We start from the raw sequence: 21,867 nt of genomic DNA on the forward strand, positions 1-21,867 counted from the left end.
GGAATCCTTTTTTCTATAAAAAAAACATATAATTTGTTAAATATTTTATTCAACAACAATACGTTTATTAATTATTTGTCCAGCATTTTCAATACTTAAAATATAAACAGAACTATCTAAGTTACCTAACTGTAATGCTTTATTAAATACACCAGAATTGTTTTCAAAAGATTGCTTATTAATTAAACGACCTCTTAAATCGTAAAGACTAAAATTAATAGCAGCGTTATTTTGAGTATTAAAGGATACATTTATTTCACCTTGTGATGGATTTGGCCATAAAGATAAAGAGCTAGCTAAACTAAACTCGTCAACACTTAATGACGTAATACCACATATTTCAATAGAGTAGTTTAAAAATGTTCCACCGTCTTCAGAAGGAAAGCCATCTGTAGCAGTTAATATCCAATCGCCTAAAGAACTTTCTCCATTAAAAGCAGATAAAGGATTAGCTGGTTGGATAGTTCCACCAACTGCTGGTGCAGAATTACTACAAACAACAGGTCCTGAAGCTTGATCATCATAAGTTACACCAATATCATCTGTTCCATCATCACAGGCACTATTAATTAGCATAATAACCGATGTTCCATTTGGCGACGTTAACATGAGTTCTATATCTCCAGCCCAAATATGTGAGATGTTAATAGTCGAATTTAAGTCTGTAATAGACGTGTCTTGTGTAATGCTTATAGTAGAAGTAATAACATGCGCTGTATTTCCTGTACTTGGGATATTAATATTATTTTCGGTAGAATCATAGACTACACAGGCAATTGCTGCTGTTGTAAAGTTTCTTGTTCCCGAATAAGCAGAATCACCACAACTGTTAATTGATTTTACTCTCCAAAAATATTGAGTTGAAGATGTTAATTCAGGAGTGTCGAATCCAACACTCGAAACCGTGTTAGAAGTATAATTAGCTGCAAACCCGGCATCAGTAGCCATTTCAACAGTATAACTCGTTGCGTTTGCAATGGCGTTCCAATTTAAATTTAATGTAATTGGAGTATCGGTTGCGCCATCAGTAGGACTTATTAAAGCTGGAATAGTTGGTAGCGTACCATCAACATTTAAATCTACAGAAATAGAGTTTGTTGTAATTCCTGTACCAGTAACCGTTATGGTATAATTTCCAGTAGCAAGACCACTTAAATTACTTAGAGTAAGTACCGTTGACCCGTCTGAACTTAATGACATTGGGTTAAACGAAGCTGTTGCTCCTCCGGGTAAATTTGTTGCAGTAAAATTAGTAGGATCTGTATTTCCTCCTGTTGAAACATAATTTAAAGTATAGGTTACAGAATCTGTTGGGTTACAAATATTTTCTTCAGAATTGTTTGTAGTTAAAGAGAAATCTGGAGCTGCAGAACATTGTACAACATTTGGTTTAAATGTGTTTTCAATAGACATGACATAAGCTTCCGCGACTGTTGTCTGTCCTGCGCTAAACATAAACATACAAGCATCGTTTGTATAATCCATATAACTTTGAAATAATTCCTGCTCTGCTGGATTACAAGCTGGCTGACTACCTATTGCTGGACACCCACCATTTGAATTACCTTGATTTGGAGTATCGGCAATACCATCATCAGTACCACAAGAGCCAAATACATGGTCTAAGTTGTAAAAATGACCCAATTCGTGAGTTACAGTTCTACCAAGGTCGTATGGTGCACCAGGTACAATACCAGAATTAGGACAACCAGCACCAGAGCCAAAAGCACCTAAATTCATTGTTACAGAGTCTCCATTTGCAACACTTCCTGGAAAAGGAGAGAATCCTAATAGACCTCCACCAATATCTTTAACTAAGAAATTCATATAACCTCCCCAAGCAGCATCAGTAGAACCACCATTACCAAAATTATAACCAATGGTAACTGCTGGACCACCTTCAATCATATCAGGATCTAAACCTGTTGGATGATTTGTTGTAGCAATACAAAATAATAAATTTGCAGCACCTGTATTTACTCCAGGATAATTTGATGCCGCTGCAGTCCATCCTGAGATATCTGCATTAGTTCCTGTAAAATCTTCATTTAAAATATCAATTTGATTTTGAGCTAAAGCTTCTAAACAGGCTCTGTCCGATTCTTGAGCTTCAGGATAGTGAACAGCAACTGGAATAATAATTGGGTCCATTCTACTCTTAAAGTTACCACTGAGGTTTTTATTTAGTTGCGCTTTAAATTTTGCTTGAGTCGTTTTATACTGCTTAGCATATTCTGGGTCTTTCATTTGCTCTTCCATGTATTCTAACATGCCACAAGAACGTTCTTGGGCTTCTATAGAAAAAACACACGTAACAAATGCCATACAAAACAGTATGGATTTCTTGTTTAAAGTAGTTTTTTTGATCATTGTAGTAGTTTTAAGATGATAAGTTTTTTGTAAAATATAAAAAAAACAGAAATAATCATTCTTATATCTGTGTTATTTCGAGCATTTGCTAGATTTTTTGATAGGAATTTAAAATAATAATTAGTTGTTTCTATCTTTCATATTAATTCCTTTTAATATATTTATAAAAACATTTAACATTTGGAAAAACTAGACCAATTTATTTCAGATTTCTCATCCTTTGTATGGGGCTTGCCATTACTAATTATATTAATTGGTGGTGGATTGTTTCTTCTTATATATTCTAAATTTCTACCCTTTAGATATTTAGGTCATGCTATTCAAGTTTTAAGAGGTAAATTCGATGATCCGGATGATCCTGGAGAGATAAGTCATTTTCAAGCCTTATCTACAGCCTTATCATCTACTATTGGTATGGGAAATATTGCTGGTGTTGCTTTGGCAATTTCTGTTGGCGGACCAGGAGCCATGTTTTGGATGTGGATTAGTGCAATTTTTGGTATGTCTACAAAATTTTTCACCTCTACGCTTGCAGTTATGTTTAGAGGGAAAGATAGCAATGGTGAATTGCAAGGTGGTCCAATGTATTTTATAGTTGAAGGTTTGGGTAAACATTGGAAATGGTTAGCGATAGCGTTTAGCATTTTTGGTATGTTTGGAGCACTTCCTGTGGTAAATGTGAATCAATTAACACAAGCGATTAATGATATTATATTAATTCCTAATGGAGTAGAGGTTGGTTTAAAAAGTAACTTAATAATAGCATTCGTTTTAGTGGTTCTAACTTCGATTATTATTTTTGGAGGTCTAAATAGAATAAGTAAAACGGCTTCTAAATTGGTGCCATCGATGGTGCTTTTATATTTTGGATTAGTGCTTTTTATTCTTATTTCTAATTACCAATTGGTTCCAAAATATTTTGTATTAATTTTTACTGATGCTTTTAGTGCTGGTTTTTATAAAGGTGATGCATTTTTAGGCGGAATTTTAGGCGCATTAATTTTATTAGGTATTCGTCGAGGTGCTTTTTCTAACGAAGCAGGTATTGGTACAGCGCCAATGGCGCATGGAGCAGCAAAAACTAATGAACCAGTTCGCGAGGGCTTGGTTGCTATGTTAGGTCCTATAATAGACACCTTAATTGTGTGTACACTAACAGCTCTAGCTATTCTGGTAACTGGCGTGTGGGAAACCACATCTGATAATGGAGTAAGTTTAACGGCTTCAGCTTTTAAAGAAACGATGCCAGAGTATGGACATTATTTATTAATGATTTGTGTTTTTGTATTTAGTATTTCATCATTATTCTCTTATTCGTACTATGGTACTAAATGTTTATCTTTTTTAATTGGAGCAGATAAAAAACATTATTATAATTACTTTTATATATTCAGTATCATTTTAGCTGCAACGACATCGTTTGATATGATGATTAACTTTATAGATGGCATTTTTGCGCTCATGGCAATTCCAACAATGATTGGTGCACTCTTGTTAGCGCCAAAAGTGGTTATAGAAATTAAGAGTTATATAAATAGAATGAAAACAGCTAAAAGGAAATAGCCAAAAACCAAAAAGATATGAGTAACTACCACATAAAGCACTTAGAGGAATACTATCAGGTATATCGTAAATCAGTAAATAACCCAGAACGTTTTTGGGAAGAAATCGCCGAAGAACATTTTTTATGGCGAAAAAAATGGGATAAAGTTTTAGAATGGGATTTTAAAAAACCAGAAGTAAAATGGTTCCAAGGAGCAGAACTTAACATTTCAGAAAACTGTATCGATAGACATTTAGCAACAAGAGCAAATAAAACCGCTATTCTTTTTGAGCCTAACAATCCAGATGATGATGCAGAGCATATTACCTACAAACAATTATATCATCGTGTTAATCAGTTTGCAAATGTTTTAAAAGCGCAAGGTGTAAAAAAAGGTGATCGCGTTTGTATTTATGTGCCAATGATTCCAGAATTGGCAATTGCAACTTTAGCTTGTGCTAGAATTGGAGCCATTCATTCTGTGGTATTCGCAGGTTTTTCGGCTACAGCTTTAGCGACAAGAATAAATGATAGTGATTGTAAAATTGTTATTACAAGTGATGGTTCTTATCGTGGTGCAAAAACAATAGATTTAAAAGGCATTGTAGACGAAGCTTTAGAGCGTTGTGAAGGCGTTGAAACGGTTTTAGTAGCAAAGCGAATACACTCAAATATTACAATGAAAGTAGGTCGTGATAAGTGGTTACAACCATTATTAGACGTAGCTTCAAATCAATGTGAAGCAGAAGTAATGCAAGCTGAAGATCCGCTTTTTATATTATATACTTCTGGTTCTACAGGAAAACCAAAAGGAATGGTGCATACAACTGCTGGCTATATGGTTTATACCGCGTATACTTTTAAAAATGCATTTCAGTATAGAGAAAACGATGTATATTGGTGTACTGCAGATATTGGATGGATTACAGGACATTCGTATATTGTTTATGGTCCCTTATGTAATGGCGCAACGACAGTTATGTTCGAAGGCGTGCCAAGTTATCCGGATTATGGTCGTTTTTGGGACATTGTAGATAAGCATAAAGTCAATCAGTTTTATACTGCACCAACCGCTATTCGTGCTTTAGCAAAACAAGGTGTAGAGATGGTAGAAAAATACGATTTATCCTCACTTAAAGTTTTAGGAAGCGTTGGCGAACCCATTAATGAAGAAGCATGGCATTGGTATAACGAAAATATTGGTAAGAAAAAGAGTCCGATTATAGATTCATGGTGGCAAACAGAAACAGGAGGTATAATGATTACGCCAATTCCTTACGTTACACCAACAAAACCAACCTATGCAACACTACCATTTATAGGTGTTCAGCCTTGTATAATGGACGAACATGGAAAAGAATTAAAAGGCAATCAAGTAGAAGGGCGCTTATGTATAAAGTTTCCTTGGCCAAGTATTGCAAGAACTATTTGGGGAAACCACCAGCGTTATAAAGAGACCTATTTTTCAACTTTTGAAAACATGTATTTTACAGGAGATGGAGCACTTAGAGATGAGGTTGGCTATTATAGAATAACAGGTCGTGTAGACGATGTTATTATTGTTTCAGGACATAATTTAGGTACCGCTCCAATAGAAGATGCTATAAACGAACATCCAGCAGTTGCAGAAAGTGCTATTGTAGGTTTTCCGCATGACGTAAAAGGAAGTGCACTGTATGGTTATGTTACATTAAAAGATTCAGGAGAAAGTAGAAACCAAGAAAATCTACGTAAAGAAATTAATCAACTCATTTCCGATCGTATTGGACCAATAGCAAAGCTTAATAAAATTCAATTTACAGATGGTTTACCAAAAACACGAAGCGGAAAAATTATGCGTCGTATTCTGCGTAAAATAGCAGAAAAAGACACAAGTAATTTAGGTGATATTAGTACGCTTTTAAACCCTGAATGTGTGCAAGATATAATGGATAATGTGTTATAGTCTGTAATACACATTACATTTTTGGTTAATAGGGTAAGCAATACTGTCGTTAGTCGCATTTAAGTATTTACAAAACTATTACTGTTTACTTTTACTCTAAATAAAATTAAAAATTCATTTTCTATGAAAAAATCAATATTTATAGCATTAGCCTTACTTTTTAACTTTCAAGTTAAAGCACAAGATTCCAAAATATCAACGGAAGTAAAAGAGTACATTCAATCTAGAGTCGATAACCAAATGAATGTTGGTATTGTTGTAGGTTATATAAATGGAGATACTATAGAGTATTATAGCTTGGGTAAAACTGCAATGGAAAATGGAGTAGCAGTAAATGAAGCATCGGTTTTTGAGATTGGTTCAATTTCAAAAACATTTACAGCTACACTATTAGCTTTAAAAGTGAATAGTGGAGAAATGAATTTAGATGATCCTATTTCGAAATATTTACCTAAAGCTGTAAAAGGACCAACGCGTAATGGAAAGGAAATAACATTAAAACATTTAGCAACACATACTTCTGGACTACCAAAGTTACCAGATAATTTAGAGTCTAGAAACCCTAAAAATCCTTATGTAGATTATACTTATAAAGACCTTTATAATTATATTTCTAATCATGAATTAAAGGTAGATATTGGTTCAGTAAGCGAGTATTCAAATGTTGGTATGGGACTACTTGGTCATATTTTAGAATTACAAAGTGGTAAAACTTATGAAGAGTTAGTCATCGAGTATATTGCTAATCCGTTACAAATGAATGATACGAGATTGGTTTTTAATGAAGCAATGAAAAACCGTTTAGCCAAAGGACACGAGGGACTTTTAGAAACAGAAAACTGGGATATTATTACACTTGGTGGAGCAGGAGGAATCCGTTCTACAGCTAGCGATATGGTAAAATATATACAAGCTAATATTAATAGCGAATCAATTGATTCTAAATTACATAATGCAATGTCGTTAGCACATAAATCTGCATATAAAAATGAAGAACAAAGAACAGAAATGGCATTAGCTTGGCATATTGAGAATGGTAAGTTTTTATTGCATAATGGTGCAACTGGTGGTTATAGCGCAATGATTGCTTTAGAGAAGTCCGGAAAAAGAGGCGTTATTGTATTAACAAATAGTAACCAAAGTATTGATCCAATCGGGATTAAAATAATGATGCCTACGTATCCTTTAAAACCTATTTTGCCTTCTATCGCAAAAGTATTGGAAAAGGAGATAATCGATAATGGTGTTGAAAAAGCGATAGTCTTTTATAAAAGTATTAAAACTGAAAAACCAAACGATTATAATTTTCAAGTTGAAGAATTAAACGCTTTAGGCTACAAGTTTTTAGCTGAAGGTAAAAAAGAAATTGCTTTAGCCTTGTTTAAGTTAAATGTTGCTGAGTTTCCAAACGAGTCTAATCCTTACGATTCTTTAGGAGAAGCTTATTTTGAAATTAGAAACCAAGAGTTAGCAGTTAAAAACTATAAGAAATCATTAGAACTAAATCCTGGTAACGATAATGCTCGAGACTTTTTAAAACGTTTAAATGTTGAGGTAAAAGAAGTTGTAGTTTCTAAAGAAATGTTACTTAGCTATACAGGTAAATACGAATTAGCGCCAACGTTTAAAATTGTTATAACAACTAAAGAAGGGCGTTTGTTTGCTCAAGCTACAGGTCAACCACAATTTGAACTCTTTCCTTCAGATTATAATAAATTCTATCTCAAAGTGGTTGAAGCCAGAGTCCAGTTTTATGCAAATGATAAAGGTAATATTGAAAGTATGACTTTGTTTCAAAATGGAGAAGTAATACCTGGAAAAAAAGTAGAATAACTAATTTAATTCGCGACCTTTACAATGTAATTGCGAATATGATAAACATAAGAGAATACATAGAGCAAACCGTTGCCATTAGTGATAAAGATTGGCAACTGTTTTCGTCTAAATTAGAAAACAGGGTTTTCAAGAAAAAAAGCAAATTGCTTGAGGTTGGAGAAATCGAAAATCATATTTCTTTTATAGAAAATGGTATTGCTCGTTTTTTAATCCCAAAAGAAGAGGAAGAAAAAGACTTAACCTTTGGTTTCTGTTTTAAAAACGAATTTGTAAGTGCATACGATTCCTTTTTAACAAGAAAACCATCTTTATATCAATTACAAGCGCTAACAGATATTTCCATCTGGAGTATTTCTTACGACGATTTACAAGAAGTATATCAAAAAAGTTTTGCAGGTAATGTTATTGGCAGGATGTCTTCAGAACGTTTATTTCTAATAAAATCCAAACGCGAGCAATCGCTGCTAAACGAAACAGCCGAAGAGCGTTACCTTAAGCTATTTACAGAACGACCAAAACTAATAAAAGAAATTCCTTTAAAATATATAGCCTCTTATATTGGTGTAACTCCACAAGCATTAAGCCGGATTAGAAAACGAATTTCTTAACTTAGGTTCATTGTAATTAGCATAACATATTCAGACCTTTACTAAAAAAGTAATAGTTATGAATATTCTTATATTTATCGTCGTTTTATGGTACACAGGTTTGTTTTTTCAAACCTTCTTTTTACACCGTTATGCAGCTCACCAAACGTTTACCATGTCTAAAGTAACAGAGCGTATATGCTTTTTCTTAACCTGGGTATTTCAAGGTTCTAATTATTTAAGCGCTTATGGTTATGGTGTTATGCATAGAATGCACCATGCCTATGCAGACACAGAGAAAGATCCACATTCACCTAAGTACGATGTTAACCTATTTGCAATGATGTGGCGCACAAAAAACATCTATCAAGATATTAATAAAAAACGAATTGCAGTAGCAGATAAGTTTACCAAAAATGTTCCGCAATGGGAAGCATTCGATAAGTTTGCGAGTTCAAAGTACTCTAGATTAGGCTGGGCTGCAGCTTATGTCGTATTTTTTATTGTATTTGCAACAGCTTGGTGGCATTGGTTATTTTTACCAGTAGCCTTTTTTATGGCTCCAATTCATGGCGTAATAATTAACTGGTTTGCGCACATTTATGGTTATAGAAACTTTAAAGTTAAAGACACCTCTAAAAACCTATTACCATTCGATTTTTTAATGATGGGAGAAAGTTACCATAACAATCATCACACCCATTCCAGTAGAGCTAATTTTGGAGTAAAATGGCATGAGATAGATTTCACGTATTTAATTATGGTGGTTTTAGATAAGTTGAGAATTATTAAATTAAAGAAATCTGTTGTATAAAGTAGATTGAATAATACTTGTTTTTTATCAAAATCTCTGGTATAAAAGCCCTTGATTTCTTACCTTTATAAAAGTTAGTTAATCTAAAAAATATAAAGTTATGACAAAAGTAAACGCCTATTCAGCAAACGAACCAGCTGGAAAATTAGAAGCCTTTCAATTCCAATTACCAAACATAGGTAACGAAGAAGTAGATATAAAAGTCCATTATTGTGGTGTATGCCATAGCGATTTAAGTATGATTAATAACGAATGGGGAATGACACAATATCCCTTAGTTCCTGGTCATGAAATTGTTGGAGAAGTACAAGCAATAGGAAGCGAAGTAAAAGGCTTAAAAGTCGGCGATAAAGTTGGTATGGGTTGGTACAGTGCATCCTGTATGCATTGTAACCAATGTATGGATGGTAAACAACATTTATGCGGCACCGCAGAAGGAACAATAATTGGGCGCCACGGTGGCTTTGCAGATACTGTTCGTGGGCATTGGTCTTGGACAACATTACTACCAGACGGCATCGATATGGCAAAAGCGGGTCCATTATTTTGTGGTGGCATCACTGTATTTAACCCAATTGTATTATCAGGAGTTCAACCTACAGATAAAGTCGGTGTTATTGGTATTGGTGGTTTAGGTCATATGGCAGTAAAATTTCTTAAAGCTTGGGGATGCGAGGTTACAGCCTTTAGCTCAAACCCAGATAAAGAAGCCGAAATCTTAAAAATGGGAGCACATAAAGTCATCAACTCTAGAGATCCAGAAGCCTTAGAAAGTATTGCAGGAAGTTTAGACTTTATTTTAAATACCACTAATGTAAAATTAGACTGGAACTCGTTTATAACAACATTAGCACCACAAGGAAAACTTCATACCGTTGGCGCAGTATTAGAACCAATGGAAATTCCAGCATTTAGTTTAATAGCAGGAGAGAAGTCGGTTGGCGGAAGCCCATTAGGAAGCATCGCTTTAACACGAAAAATGCTAGAATTTTGTGTACGTCATGACATTTACCCAACTGTAGAAGAGTTTAAAATGGAAAACGTAAACGAAGCGCTTAAACACTTGCATGATGGTAAAGCGCGATTTAGAGTTGTTTTGAAGGCTTAACAATTCCTTCTTTTTGTCACTTCTAGTGATTTGCGAAGCATGAGTAAATTGTATCGAGAAGAATAATAATTATTTGGGCATTACCTTTAGCTTAAAAAAGGGCAAAACGTCAGGCTCTCGCGAGTCGCTCTCTGCGAGGAGCTTCAACAAACGCTCCACCCTTAATGCAAAACAAAAAACGTAACCTGAAAAAGGCTGCGTTTTTTTGTTTCTATGATAACAACCATTGCAAGGTGTTTTAAAAACTGTAGCAAATTCAAAATAGTCACAATTTTATATTTAATAAAATTAAAATGAATGAGTCACCCCTATTGTAAAAAAGAGAAACTGTTAAATTCAGTCTCAATTAAAAATTGTGCCCTACATTAACAGTTTGTGGAGGTTTACTTTTTCAGCGCACCTCAAAACAAAAGTAACCTTATATTTTAAAAAATGCAAAAACTAAACAAAAATAGAACTGTCATTACGAGGAACGAAGCAATCTCTTGTTTGTAAATCCTTTGCTTCATGAGGCTGCTTCGTTTATATATAAAACTTCATTTCTTTATACTTTCAACAACTAAAAAAACTTCTGCAACCCATGCCAAACAACAAAGCCTATTTTATTTAATTCCACTCTAGTTTTTTACGTTCAGACCAGTATAATTCTGGAGTAGTTTTAAAAGAATTTAAAAGCATTATTTCATTTTTAGAAAGCGAAAATATATTCATTTTCAAATTTTGTTTCAATTGTTCAGAGTTACTTGCTCCGCTTAAAACAAGACTTGTAGGAATTGTTTGTTCACAATAGTTTAGAGCAATGGCATCTATACCAACGTTATAGTTTTTAGCCAAATGGTCTAAAGCGGTATATATATTATTATAATGTGAGTAGTTTTTATTTCTAAACAATCTGCCGTTAGCCAAAGCCTCTTTAATAATTATCCTTTTATTTCGCGAAATGAGTTGGTTTGTAATAGCACTTAAGCTTTGATCCAATATATTGTAAGTCACTTGAAACGCATCAAACAATTGTTTGCCATCTATTGAAATAGCTAAAGCTTTTTTTATAACTTCTATTTGATTTTTACCAGTAGTGGTGAGACCAATTTCAATGTTATATTCCTTTTTTAAAAAAGCCAAACGTTCTAAAACTGCTTTGTTTTCAAGAACGCCTGTTTCTAATGTTACAGAATGTATTTGATAGACTTTTAAATGTGGTAAAAACCGTTTTGAGTGTTCCCATTGTGCATTTAACTTCTCTAAGCTATGCTCTTTTATTTCATGAATCTTTGCATTGGTATCAAAATTTGCAACATAGGTGTATCCCCATTTTGTTGCGATTTCAATGCTTGAATCGGTTTTTGTGCTTAGCCATTCTAATAGTAAATCTTCAGCCAAACCATAACCTGGAGCTGTATCAAAATACCGCACACCTAATTGATAAGCATTTTCTAAAACAGCAAAACTTTGTTTTCTAAAAGCGTTTAAATCAAGTTTTGAACGCTCTTGACGTACATTTATATAGTGCGGTCTGCCTAAAGCGGCTGTACCTAATCCTAATGACATATTTTTAAATTTTGATATTATTTATCGAAAAAAGTAAGTACTAAGAACTACAAGATAGCATAGAACAGCCAACTTTATGTCTTGCCCAATCTGGTCGTTTAGCAAACCATTTTTCATTCTCTGGTTGCTCATCGTATGGTTTTTTAAGGAGTTGAAACAAGTCATCTATTAATTTGTAATCACCTTTATCTGCATCATCTATTGCTAATTGTGCCATATAATTACGCAATACATATTTAGGATTCACTGTATTCATTTTTTCTTTTCGGTCTTGAAAAGACAGCGTTTCTTTTTTTAAACGTTCGGTATAGCTTTCAAACCAAGCATTCCATTGTTTTCTTATAGTACCAGATAATTCATTTGGCATATAAAAAGCATCTTTTACAGTTTCTAATCCATCCAAAGAATTTTCAGCAGAAAAAGCACTTAAGCTTCTAAAGAAAATTGTCATGTCTGTTTCTGTTAACTGCAAAAGGTCTTCTAAACTAAAAATTAATTTAGCATCGCTAGAGTCTTCAGTTAACAAACCAAGCTTGGTTCTCATCATTTCTATATACTGGGTTTTTGCTTTTTCAGAGTACGCTTTCAAACTATTTTGTAACCCTTCAGCATCTTCAATTAAAGGATATAAAGCATTCGCTAATTGGTACAAGTTCCAATGCCCAATATCTAATTGTGCTCCAAAACGATAGCGTTTAAACTGGCTATCTGTTGTATTTGGCGTCCAATCGTGGTCGTAACCTTCCAGCCAGCCATAAGGCCCATAATCTATAGTTTGCCCAAGAATAGAGAGATTATCTGTGTTCATAACACCATGCACAAAACCAACACGTTGCCAGTGGATAATCATGTCTAAAGTACGGGCTGAAACCGCTTCAAAAAACTGTAAATAGGTAGACTTCGAAGGCATTCCTAAATACGTAAAATGATGTTTTATGGTATAATCCACTAAGGTTTTTAAGGTCTCTTTATCCTCTCTTGCTGGAAATATTTGGAAACTTCCAAAGCGCAGAAAACTTGGAGCTACTCGACAAACAATTGCGCCTTTTTCGTAAGCAGAGTTACCGTTGTATAACACATCTCTCAACACGTTATCACCAGATAAAGCTAAGGATAAAGCTCTTGTAGTTGGCACTCCTAAATGATACATGGCTTCACTACATAAATATTCGCGAACAGAAGAGCGTAATACAGCCAAACCATCCGCTGTGCGAGAATAAGGTGTTTCGCCAGCGCCTTTTAATTGAATTGCCCAATGTTTGTTCTCATGTTCTATTTCAGCTAAATTAATAGCGCGACCATCGCCTAATTGTCCTGCCCAATTACCAAATTGATGTCCACCATAACACATCGCATAAGGCTTGGTGTTTGGTAAAACAGTATTGCCTGTAAAGATGTTTAGAAAGTCTTTACTTTTAGCATCCTCCTCGGTTAAACCCAAACTATGAAGCATTTCTGGAGAGACATGTAATAATTCTGGTTTTTTAGTTTGCTTTGGTGTAACATAAGAAAAACAAGCTTCTTTAACTTGTCGTCTTGAGTTTTCAAGAATTGAATCTGCTGGTAATTCTGTATTAAATCTATCTTTTATGTTTAGTTGCATTATCTTGTTGTCTTTAGAGCTTTAAAAGCTATTTATTCTCACTTATAAATGTTACTATTTCGTCATACCTTTTAGTCCAAGGATAAATGTAATGAGACATCATTGGGACATGTTTTTTATTCAAAAAAATCTGTTTAATTTCTGGTTGAAAGGGTTTGAGTGCTTCAACAAATGTAGCACTTTGTGTAATTATCGATGGATATGTTTTTTCGCCTACATAGACTAAAAAAGGTGGTGTGGTGTCATCTATAAAGTAAATTGGAGACGCATCTTTCCAGTTTTCAGGATTTGTAGTCCAGGTAACATCGTAATGGTATTTACTGGTAGGTGGATTTTTATCCAAGTAGCTTTTCATATCTAATGCCGCAGCATCATTTAAAATCACACCTTTTATAACCGTTTTGTCTTTTAGATATTTAGGATTCGTTGTTATTAGCGCAATTAAATGACCTCCAGCACTGTGTCCCATTAAATAAATTTGTTCAGGGTCACCTTTATAGTTCTCAATATTATCTATAGTCCATTGCACAGCCTGTGAAATTTCTTTAGCCATGGCATCATAACTACCATTTGGGCTTAAGCTATAATCAGGAATTACAGTAACTACATCATTTTTAGCAAAATTTCGTCCTAAAAAGCCATAGATTTTTTATCACCCTCGCTCCAGTAACCACCATGTACAAAAATAACAACAGGATTTTTAGTCGCTTTAGTGTGTCTAGGTTCAAAAACGTTTAGTGTTGGTTGTATTTCGGCTAGTGTTTCTGCCTTGGTTAAATAGGGAACATCTTTTATTTTCCGAGACGCGCAATTAAATAGTAACAGAGAAATTAACGCTAGATAGGTTAGTTTTAAATGCATTCCTTTTTTAATGCTAAGTTAAGAATTAGTGTGGCTAAATTAGTCTTTAGATTTAGATTATTGATGTCCCTAAAATTGCAACTAATTATTTGCAAATTACTTTTTTTAGTTTCAATAAAGATGTTGTATTTGTCACTCTCTATGGATTAATTACAATAAAACAAATATAGTTACTACTAATCGTAATTAATTCGCTCTCGAATAGTACCATCTTGCCTATGGATAATTACATCGGCTTTACGTTTTTTAGCGATTCTTTTTGCTTTGTTAATAGCAGTGCTTTGTTTACGGTGTTTAGAGGTAATACGTTTATTACCTTCGCGACGTACAGCCCAATCTTCTTGGTATGGTACAACATGTTGGTGCCAAGTTCTTTTTTTGTTACGCGAGCTTTTAAAAAAAGCTTCAAAAAGGTCGTTTAAAATTTGTATCCAAGATTTTAGTTTGCTGTTTTCTGGCATCGTGAAATTAATTGTAAATCGAAGATAGCATTTTTTGTTAAAATAGATTATTCATACATTCTTATTGTTTTAAGGTATTCAATAATGTTTTACATTTGCTAAGTCTCCTCAAAAATAAAAAATTATAAAGATATGAGTACAAAAAAAGTTGTAGATTATATAATAGTATCAAGACTAGAAGAGCATTCTTCGTTTTTACAGCGTATAAGCGATGGTATTACAACTCTAGAATCCAAAATTATTGAGAGTGAAAATTTTTTAGAACAAGAAAGGAAACAAATAGAATTTCATGAAGCAGTAAAAATAGAGTTTAAAAAGTTAAAGCTATTTAAAGTTGATGAAACTTACGATACTAATGAATCGTTTAGTATGAATAATTGGATAGGTGGTTTAAGGTATAAACATCCTTTAGCGCCTTACAATCCATGGAAAAAAGAAAAAACTATTAATTTAACTGATATTAAAAACATACAAATTAATTATGATGATATTGACCAAAAATTAAAAGATCAAATTGCACTTGATAAAAAAAATAACGAAGAATTAATAACTTTAAAATCTAAGTTAAATGAATTAAAAAACAACCCAGATCCAATTTTAAACAAGGCTGCAAGGTCAAGTTTTGAAAATGAGATATTTGAATTATTAGGAAGAGGATATGTTTTACAAGGTGGTGTATCTTCAAGTCTAGGTCATTTATGTCAAGCAATGATTAAATATGAAGATGAGTAAGAAACACATAGAATTATTAGTAATCAAAAAAATACTATATTTATACTATCAAATTTAAAAATTAATCTAAACACATAAAGTCATGGCAAAATCTAAAGATTCTAAAAAAAATGTAAAAAAAGAGGCAGCATTAACACCAAAAGAAAAAAAGGCTGCAAAACTAGCTAAAAAATCAGCTAGACAATAATACATTTAAAACCACTCTTTCGAGTGGTTTTATATTTTAAAGCTATAACCTTTAAAAATAATGAAGCAACACTAAAATATGATAGATATAAAATTGGCAGTACTTATAGATGGTGATAATATCCCATCTGCTAACGTAAAAGAGATGATGGAGGAGATTGCTAAATATGGCAACCCAACTATAAAGCGTATTTATGGCGATTGGACGAAACCAAATTTGAATAAATGGAAAAACTTGTTGTTGGAAAATGCGATAACACCAATCCAGCAATATGGTTATACTACAGGTAAAAATGCAACAGATTCTGCTATGATTATAGATGCGATGGATATTTTATATTCTGAAAAAGTAGATGGCTTTTGTTTAGTGTCTAGCGATAGCGATTTTACGCGTTTGGCAACACGATTGCGTGAAGCAGGTATGGCTGTATATGGTATTGGTGAAAAGAAAACACCTAATCCTTTTATTGTGGCCTGCGATAAGTTTATTTATATCGAGATTTTAAAACATCAAGCTTCAGGAAACGAATTGGAATCTGCAGATAAAACAACAGTTACTAAAAACGACTACGATAAAATTACACAAAAAGAAATTCGATTTATAGCAGCAACAATAGATGATGTTGCAGACGATGATGGTTGGGCATTTTTAGGAGACGTTGGAAGTTTACTACAAAAGAAACAACCTAATTTTGATTCTAGAAATTATGGTTTTCAAAAGCTAACACCTTTAATTAAATCGATATCAAACTTTGAGATAGAAAGACGAGAGGACTCTAGAGGACGCTTAAAACTTATTTATGTTAAGATTAAAGAAGTGAAATCTAAAGGTAAAAAGAGATAAGTTGATTTTATTATCTTTAAGTCATTAATTAAATACTATATCCCTAATGAAAAAGGCATTTTTAATCCTTAGTTTACTATTATTTTTTGGTTGTAAAAATGAACATAACCATAATCACGAGTCAGATACGGTTAATACTTCCGCAGAAAACTATCTAAAACCACAGGACAAAGACCAATTTCTTGGCGGTATTAAAATGATACCTATAACAACACCAAAAGGTACTTTTAAGGTGTGGACTAAACGTGTAGGTAATAATCCAACAATGAAAGTGTTGTTGTTGCATGGTGGACCAGGAATGACGCATGAGATTTACGAGTGTTTTGATGGGTATTTTCCGCAGGAAAACATAGAATATTATTATTACGATCAGTTAGGTTCTTATTACAGCGACCAACCAAAAGATTTAAGCCTTTGGGATTTAGATCGTTTTGTAGAAGAAGTAGAACAGGTGCGTATTGCTTTAGGTTTGAATAAAGATAATTTTTACCTCTATGGACAAAGTTGGGGAGGTATATTAGGCATGCAATATGCTTTAAAATATCAAGGGAATATGAAAGGTTTGATTATTTCTAATATGGTGGCTTCAATTCCAGATTATCAAAAATATTCTGATACCGTTTTAGCACCAAAATTAGATCCAGAAGTTTTAAAAGAGATTATGAGCTTTGAAGATAAAGAAGATTATACCAATCCAAGATACATGGAGTTAATTGTAAATAACTACTACACAGAACATGTTATTAGAATGCCTGTTGAAGATTGGCCAGAGCCAATTAATAGAGCCTTTAAACATTTAAATCCGGAAGTTTATATTACTATGCAAGGCCCAAGTGAATTTGGAATAAAAGGCGATGCGACGCTTAAAAATTGGGATGTAAAAGACAGGCTAAAAGAGCTTACAGTACCAACGTTAACTATTGGAGCAACTCACGATACAATGGATCCAAAACATATGGAATGGATAAGCACAGAAGTTAAAAATGGTGATTTTTTACTGTGTCCAAATGGAAGTCATTTATCACAGTTTGACGACCAGAAAGTGTTTTTTAAAGGTTTAATAGACTTTATTAAAAGTGTTGATGATGGCAGTTTTTATTCCGTAAATAATTAGTTATCAAATATTTAGTAAAATTTATTTTCATGAATGTTGTATAGAGCGTTTTTTAACTTGTTTTTAATGATTTCTAGAAACTAAATTTCTTGCTTCAGCATCGTTGAACTGGATGTTTATTACTTCTGTGAACATTAATAAAAAAAATACAAACTAATATTTATGCAATTCGATAACTATAGAATAAATCTTTTAAATGCTAGTGAAAGTGAAGCATTATTCAAATTAATAGACGATAATCGTCCACGTTTAGAAGATTACTTCGCGGGAACAGTATCTAAAACAAAAACACTTGCAGACACCGTTTTATATTGTAATGCGATAGAACAACGCATTGCACAAAAAAGCTATTTTCCTTTTATGATTACAGATATGAAAACCAATCTATTTGTAGCATTAGTTGATGTAAAAAATATTGATTGGAATGTCCCTAAAGCTGAGCTTGGTTCTTTTATTGATATAGCATACGAAGGAAAAGGCATCGTTACAAAAGCGACGGGTTTAGTTGTAAACCATATTATAGAAACCTATAAATTTAAAAAGCTACTTTGTCGTGCAAATAGTAGAAACATAGGAAGTATAAGTGTTATTCTAAAAAGTGGATTTGAATTAGAAGGCACTATTAGAAATGACTATAGAACCACTAAAGGCGAAATTGTTGATTTAAACTATTACGGAAGAGTCTTTTAATTTAGGCTACGATTCTTTTCTTTTTAAGAAACACAAAAATCACAAACGATAAAGATCCAAAAACGCTAAACCCAATAAATAGAGGTAAAGCGGTTGTCGTTACAAAGCTACCAATATAATTAGCAATGGGTACAGCCATCATTGTAGATACAAAACCTGTAATTGCGGCTCCAATGCCCGCAATATGTCCAATAGGTTCCATAGTAATGGCTCTAATATTTCCAAAAATAAAGCCAATAGTAAAAAACTGAATAGCCATAAAAACCAGTAATATTGTTAGTGTAGGATTAGGAGTGTTCCAGAATAATATAACATATAGTAATGCATTAGCACTAAATACTAGTATAGCTAAAAAAGATAATTTCCACATGCCTAAACGCATCACTAGATTACCATTTAGAAAAGTGGCGAGTCCTACACCAATAGCTAATCCGGCAAAAACATATGGGAACTCGTCTATTAAACCATATTGTAATTCAAAAATGGTTTGCGCGGCACTTAAATACACAATAAAAGCGCCCGAAATAAAACCTGAAATAATGGTAAAGCCCAAAGATATTTTATATTTCAATAATTCTTTTAGACCCTCTATAAATACATGCCTACTAAACTTAATTTTATACTCCGGTTTTAGCGTTTCAGGTTGCCTTTTCCAAAACCAAAGGCATACAAAAATTGCAATAATAAGTTGTGCATAAAAGATACCTTTCCAATCGTAATGAATTAAAATAAACTTACCCATGACAGGTGCAACAACAGGAACAAGAATAAAAATAGTGGTTATAAAAGACATTATTTTTGCCATATAATCACCTTTATAAGTATCCCTAATTATAGTAATAGCAATAGTTCTTGCTGCTGCCAAACCAATACCTTGGAGAATACGACCAAAGATCATCCATTCCATAGTTGGTGAAAGCACACATATTATACTAGCAATAACAAAAATTGTAAAACCAATATATACAATAGGTTTTCTTCCAAAACTATCAGATAAAGGTCCAAAGACAAGCTGCCCAATTCCTAAACCTAAAAAGATCATGGTAATTAGTAGTTTATTATCATTAGAATGTACGCTATTAAGCTCTGCACTAATTGTTGAAATTGCTGGTAATAACGCATCAATAGCTAAGGCTACAATTGCCATTAAAGAGGCCATTAAAACAATAAATTCTAACTTTACAGGTTGGTTTTCTTGCATCTTGCAAAAATACAGTAATAGCAGAGAGAAAGTCTGTATATTTTTGAATTAACAAAACATTAATTTTAAAGGTAAAATGAATACTATTTCAACGTATCTTAGTCTTAAAAAAAATAAAAATGCTAACAGAAACACTAATCAAACTCTTTAAAAGAGATTTAGAAAAACTCAAAACCGAAATAAATTTATACCAGAACGAGTCGAGTTTATGGTTAACTACAGCTAACGTTTCTAATTCAGCTGGAAATTTATGCTTGCATATTGTAGGTAATTTAAATCATTTTATTGGATCAGAATTAGGGAACACAAGTTACGTGAGACAACGGGATTTAGAGTTTTCATTAAAAAATATTCCAAGAACAGAATTATTGAGTGCAATAAATGCCGCAATTAGTGTTGTTGAAAAATCATTATCGCAGCTTAAAGAAGAGGATTTACACAAAGAATATAGACGACGCGTTTCTGAAGAGACTATGACAATTGAGTTTTTCTTGGTACATTTAACAATGCATTTAACCTATCATTTAGGACAAATAAATTACCATAGGCGCTTGCTAGAATAGTATCTTTGAACAAAAAAAAGAATGCAACATTTTAAAGAGACTTCTAAAGCTAAAACCACACCTAAAATAACTTTAAAACAAGCCTTTATAACTATAATTTGGCCAAGACGGAATTTAGTTTTCCTAGGTTTATTATTAATAATCATTCGTAGTTTGTCCGGTTTTGTTTTACCACTTCAAAGTAAGGTATTGTTAGATGAGGTTGTGCCAAATAAAGATTTTAGTCAACTTTACAACTTAATAGGAATCGTTATTGCGGCCATCTTAGTGCAAGCGATAACTTCCTTTTTATTAACTAAAGTATTGAGTATCCAAGCACAATACTTAATTAGCGAATTACGGGCCCAAGTACAAAAGAAAGTACTGTCTTTGCCTATTAGTTTTTTCGACAACACTAAATCAGGCGCTTTAGTATCGCGTATTATGAGTGATGTTGAAGGTGTTAGAAATCTTATTGGAACCGGTTTAGTACAATTGGTTGGTGGATCATTTACGGCAATTTTAACTTTAATTATTTTATTAAGAATGAATGTTTGGATGACACTTTCAACGTTTGTGCCATTATCTATTTTTGGAATTGTAGCTTTAAAAGCCTTTAAGTACATTCGACCAATTTTTAGAGCTAGAGGAAAAATAAATGCTGAAGTAAAAGGCAGGTTAACTGAAACGTTAGCAGGCGTTCGCGTAATTAAAGCCTTTAATGCTGAAGAACAAGAAAGTAAAATTTTTGAAGAAGGAGTTGATAACATTTTTCAGAATGTTAAAAAAAGCATGACGGCAACTGCAATAATGACCAGTTCATCAACCTTTTTAATTGGTTTGGCAACAACAGGAGTTATGGGTATTGGTGGTTACTATATGATGCAAGGTACAATGACTTATGGTGATTTTTTACAGTTCACTTTCCTTTTGGCTTTTATGGTTGCTCCAATCGTTCAAATGAGTAATATTGGAAGTCAGTTAACCGAAGCTTTAGCAGGATTAGATAGAACGGAAGAGCTTATGAATATGGCCGCCGAAGACGATGATGAAAACCGAACAGTTGCACTTGAAAACTTTAAAGGAGAAATAGAATTTAAAGATGTTTCTTTTGAATATGAAGACGGCAAACCTGTATTACAGCATATCGATTTTAAAGCAGCATCAGGCTCTGTAATTGCATTGGTTGGTAGTTCTGGTTCTGGGAAATCTACCATTGCTGGTTTATCTGCAACGTTTTTAAACCCTAATTCTGGACTAATAACTATTGATGGCGAAGATTTATCTAAAGTAAAACTAAAAAGCTTTAGAAAACACCTAGGAGTAGTATTACAAGACGAATTTCTATTTGAAGGTACTATTCGTGAAAACATAATGTTTCCAAGACCAAATGCGACAGAAGCACAATTACAAGCAGCAGTAAAAGCCGCTTATGTAAATGAATTTACAGACCGATTTGATGACGGTTTAGAAACTTTAATTGGAGAAAGAGGAGTGAAGCTATCTGGAGGACAAAGACAGCGCATTGCTATTGCAAGAGCTATTTTAGCAGATCCTAAAATTATTATTTTAGATGAAGCAACGTCGAATCTTGATACAGAAAGTGAAGCCTTAATACAAAAGAGTTTAGCCGAACTAACTAAAAATAGAACGACTATTGTTATTGCACACAGATTAAGTACGATTCGTAGAGCAGACCAGATATTGGTTATCGAGGCTGGTAAAATTGCAGAACGTGGTACTCATGACGAGTTGATAGCTTCACAAGGACGCTATTACGATTTATATACGTATCAAGCTAAAATATAGTAATGTTAAATCTAAGCTATATAAAATTTACAATTTCATAACTGTTAGATAAAATTATAGTAACTATTCTGTT

General features: G+C 33.1%; 19 protein-coding genes. 12 read left to right on the forward strand and 7 right to left on the reverse strand.

Features of this window, described 5'->3' with window-relative positions; translation table 11 throughout:
- Window positions 1-45: 45 nt before the first annotated feature.
- Window positions 46-2,370 carry a zinc-dependent metalloprotease gene (locus tag RH82_RS03490; RefSeq protein WP_081979174.1) on the reverse strand — a complete coding sequence of 775 codons (2,325 nt, stop codon included), beginning with the start codon at window positions 2,368-2,370 and terminating at the stop codon, window positions 46-48.
- Window positions 2,371-2,550: 180 nt separating this feature from the next.
- On the opposite strand from RH82_RS03490, the gene RH82_RS03495 reads away from it, so the two are divergent.
- From RH82_RS03495 to ahr, 6 genes are all read left to right on the forward strand, one after another.
- Window positions 2,551-3,933 (forward strand): alanine/glycine:cation symporter family protein, encoded by a 1,383-nt coding sequence (locus RH82_RS03495; RefSeq protein ID WP_034058094.1) that lies wholly within the window; start codon window positions 2,551-2,553, stop codon window positions 3,931-3,933.
- 17 nt (window positions 3,934-3,950) lie between these two features.
- Entirely contained in the window at window positions 3,951-5,858 is a 1,908-nt protein-coding gene (gene acs / locus RH82_RS03500; protein ID WP_034058095.1) for an acetate--CoA ligase, read from the forward strand.
- A 123-nt stretch (window positions 5,859-5,981) separates the two neighbouring features.
- A complete protein-coding gene (locus tag RH82_RS03505; RefSeq protein WP_034058097.1) occupies window positions 5,982-7,691 on the forward strand; it encodes a serine hydrolase in 1,710 nt (569 codons plus the stop codon).
- Between the two features lie 38 nt (window positions 7,692-7,729).
- Window positions 7,730-8,302 carry a Crp/Fnr family transcriptional regulator gene (locus tag RH82_RS03510; RefSeq protein WP_034058099.1) on the forward strand — a complete coding sequence of 191 codons (573 nt, stop codon included), beginning with the start codon at window positions 7,730-7,732 and terminating at the stop codon, window positions 8,300-8,302.
- A 58-nt stretch (window positions 8,303-8,360) separates the two neighbouring features.
- Window positions 8,361-9,095: an acyl-CoA desaturase gene (locus RH82_RS03515; RefSeq protein ID WP_034058101.1), complete on the forward strand. Its 735-nt coding sequence runs from the start codon at window positions 8,361-8,363 to the stop codon at window positions 9,093-9,095.
- Between the two features lie 100 nt (window positions 9,096-9,195).
- Window positions 9,196-10,203, forward strand: coding sequence for an NADPH-dependent aldehyde reductase Ahr (ahr, locus tag RH82_RS03520; protein ID WP_034058103.1), 1,008 nt, complete (start codon window positions 9,196-9,198; stop codon window positions 10,201-10,203).
- A 606-nt stretch (window positions 10,204-10,809) separates the two neighbouring features.
- Here ahr and RH82_RS03525 read toward each other — a convergent pair.
- From RH82_RS03525 to RH82_RS03540, 5 genes are all read right to left on the reverse strand, one after another.
- The gene (locus RH82_RS03525; RefSeq protein ID WP_034058104.1) at window positions 10,810-11,751 is read right to left on the reverse strand and encodes an aldo/keto reductase; all 942 of its coding nucleotides are present in this window, start codon (window positions 11,749-11,751) and stop codon (window positions 10,810-10,812) included.
- 40 nt (window positions 11,752-11,791) lie between these two features.
- Window positions 11,792-13,354 (reverse strand): protein adenylyltransferase SelO, encoded by a 1,563-nt coding sequence (locus RH82_RS03530; RefSeq protein ID WP_034058105.1) that lies wholly within the window; start codon window positions 13,352-13,354, stop codon window positions 11,792-11,794.
- A gap of 28 nt (window positions 13,355-13,382) precedes the next feature.
- Complete coding sequence (locus tag RH82_RS03535; RefSeq protein ID WP_316930894.1) at window positions 13,383-14,000, reverse strand: alpha/beta hydrolase; 618 nt, start codon at window positions 13,998-14,000, stop codon at window positions 13,383-13,385.
- Window positions 13,985-14,215, reverse strand: coding sequence for a hypothetical protein (locus tag RH82_RS19070; protein ID WP_316930893.1), 231 nt, complete (start codon window positions 14,213-14,215; stop codon window positions 13,985-13,987). The genes RH82_RS03535 and RH82_RS19070 overlap by 16 nt, the downstream gene beginning before the upstream one ends.
- A gap of 176 nt (window positions 14,216-14,391) precedes the next feature.
- Complete coding sequence (locus RH82_RS03540) at window positions 14,392-14,676, reverse strand: DUF2188 domain-containing protein (RefSeq protein WP_034058106.1); 285 nt, start codon at window positions 14,674-14,676, stop codon at window positions 14,392-14,394.
- A gap of 132 nt (window positions 14,677-14,808) precedes the next feature.
- Here RH82_RS03540 and RH82_RS03545 point away from each other — a divergent pair, with 132 nt between their 5' ends.
- From RH82_RS03545 to RH82_RS03560, 4 genes are all read left to right on the forward strand, one after another.
- Window positions 14,809-15,408: a hypothetical protein gene (locus RH82_RS03545; RefSeq protein WP_034058107.1), complete on the forward strand. Its 600-nt coding sequence runs from the start codon at window positions 14,809-14,811 to the stop codon at window positions 15,406-15,408.
- 268 nt (window positions 15,409-15,676) lie between these two features.
- Window positions 15,677-16,438: an NYN domain-containing protein gene (locus RH82_RS03550; RefSeq protein ID WP_034058182.1), complete on the forward strand. Its 762-nt coding sequence runs from the start codon at window positions 15,677-15,679 to the stop codon at window positions 16,436-16,438.
- A 46-nt stretch (window positions 16,439-16,484) separates the two neighbouring features.
- Window positions 16,485-17,552: a proline iminopeptidase-family hydrolase gene (locus RH82_RS03555; RefSeq protein WP_034058109.1), complete on the forward strand. Its 1,068-nt coding sequence runs from the start codon at window positions 16,485-16,487 to the stop codon at window positions 17,550-17,552.
- A gap of 162 nt (window positions 17,553-17,714) precedes the next feature.
- Window positions 17,715-18,242 (forward strand): GNAT family N-acetyltransferase, encoded by a 528-nt coding sequence (locus RH82_RS03560; protein ID WP_034058111.1) that lies wholly within the window; start codon window positions 17,715-17,717, stop codon window positions 18,240-18,242.
- Window position 18,243: 1 nt separating this feature from the next.
- On the opposite strand, the gene RH82_RS03565 is transcribed toward RH82_RS03560, so the two are convergent.
- Window positions 18,244-19,443, reverse strand: coding sequence for a multidrug effflux MFS transporter (locus RH82_RS03565; protein ID WP_034058113.1), 1,200 nt, complete (start codon window positions 19,441-19,443; stop codon window positions 18,244-18,246).
- Window positions 19,444-19,562: 119 nt separating this feature from the next.
- On the opposite strand from RH82_RS03565, the gene RH82_RS03570 reads away from it, so the two are divergent.
- Window positions 19,563-20,006, forward strand: coding sequence for a DinB family protein (locus RH82_RS03570; protein WP_034058115.1), 444 nt, complete (start codon window positions 19,563-19,565; stop codon window positions 20,004-20,006).
- A gap of 21 nt (window positions 20,007-20,027) precedes the next feature.
- Window positions 20,028-21,794, forward strand: coding sequence for an ABC transporter ATP-binding protein (locus tag RH82_RS03575; protein WP_034058117.1), 1,767 nt, complete (start codon window positions 20,028-20,030; stop codon window positions 21,792-21,794).
- The last annotated feature ends 73 nt before the right edge of the window (window positions 21,795-21,867 follow it).

This window comes from Lacinutrix jangbogonensis (genome assembly GCF_000797445.1).
GTDB lineage: Bacteria > Bacteroidota > Bacteroidia > Flavobacteriales > Flavobacteriaceae > Lacinutrix > Lacinutrix jangbogonensis.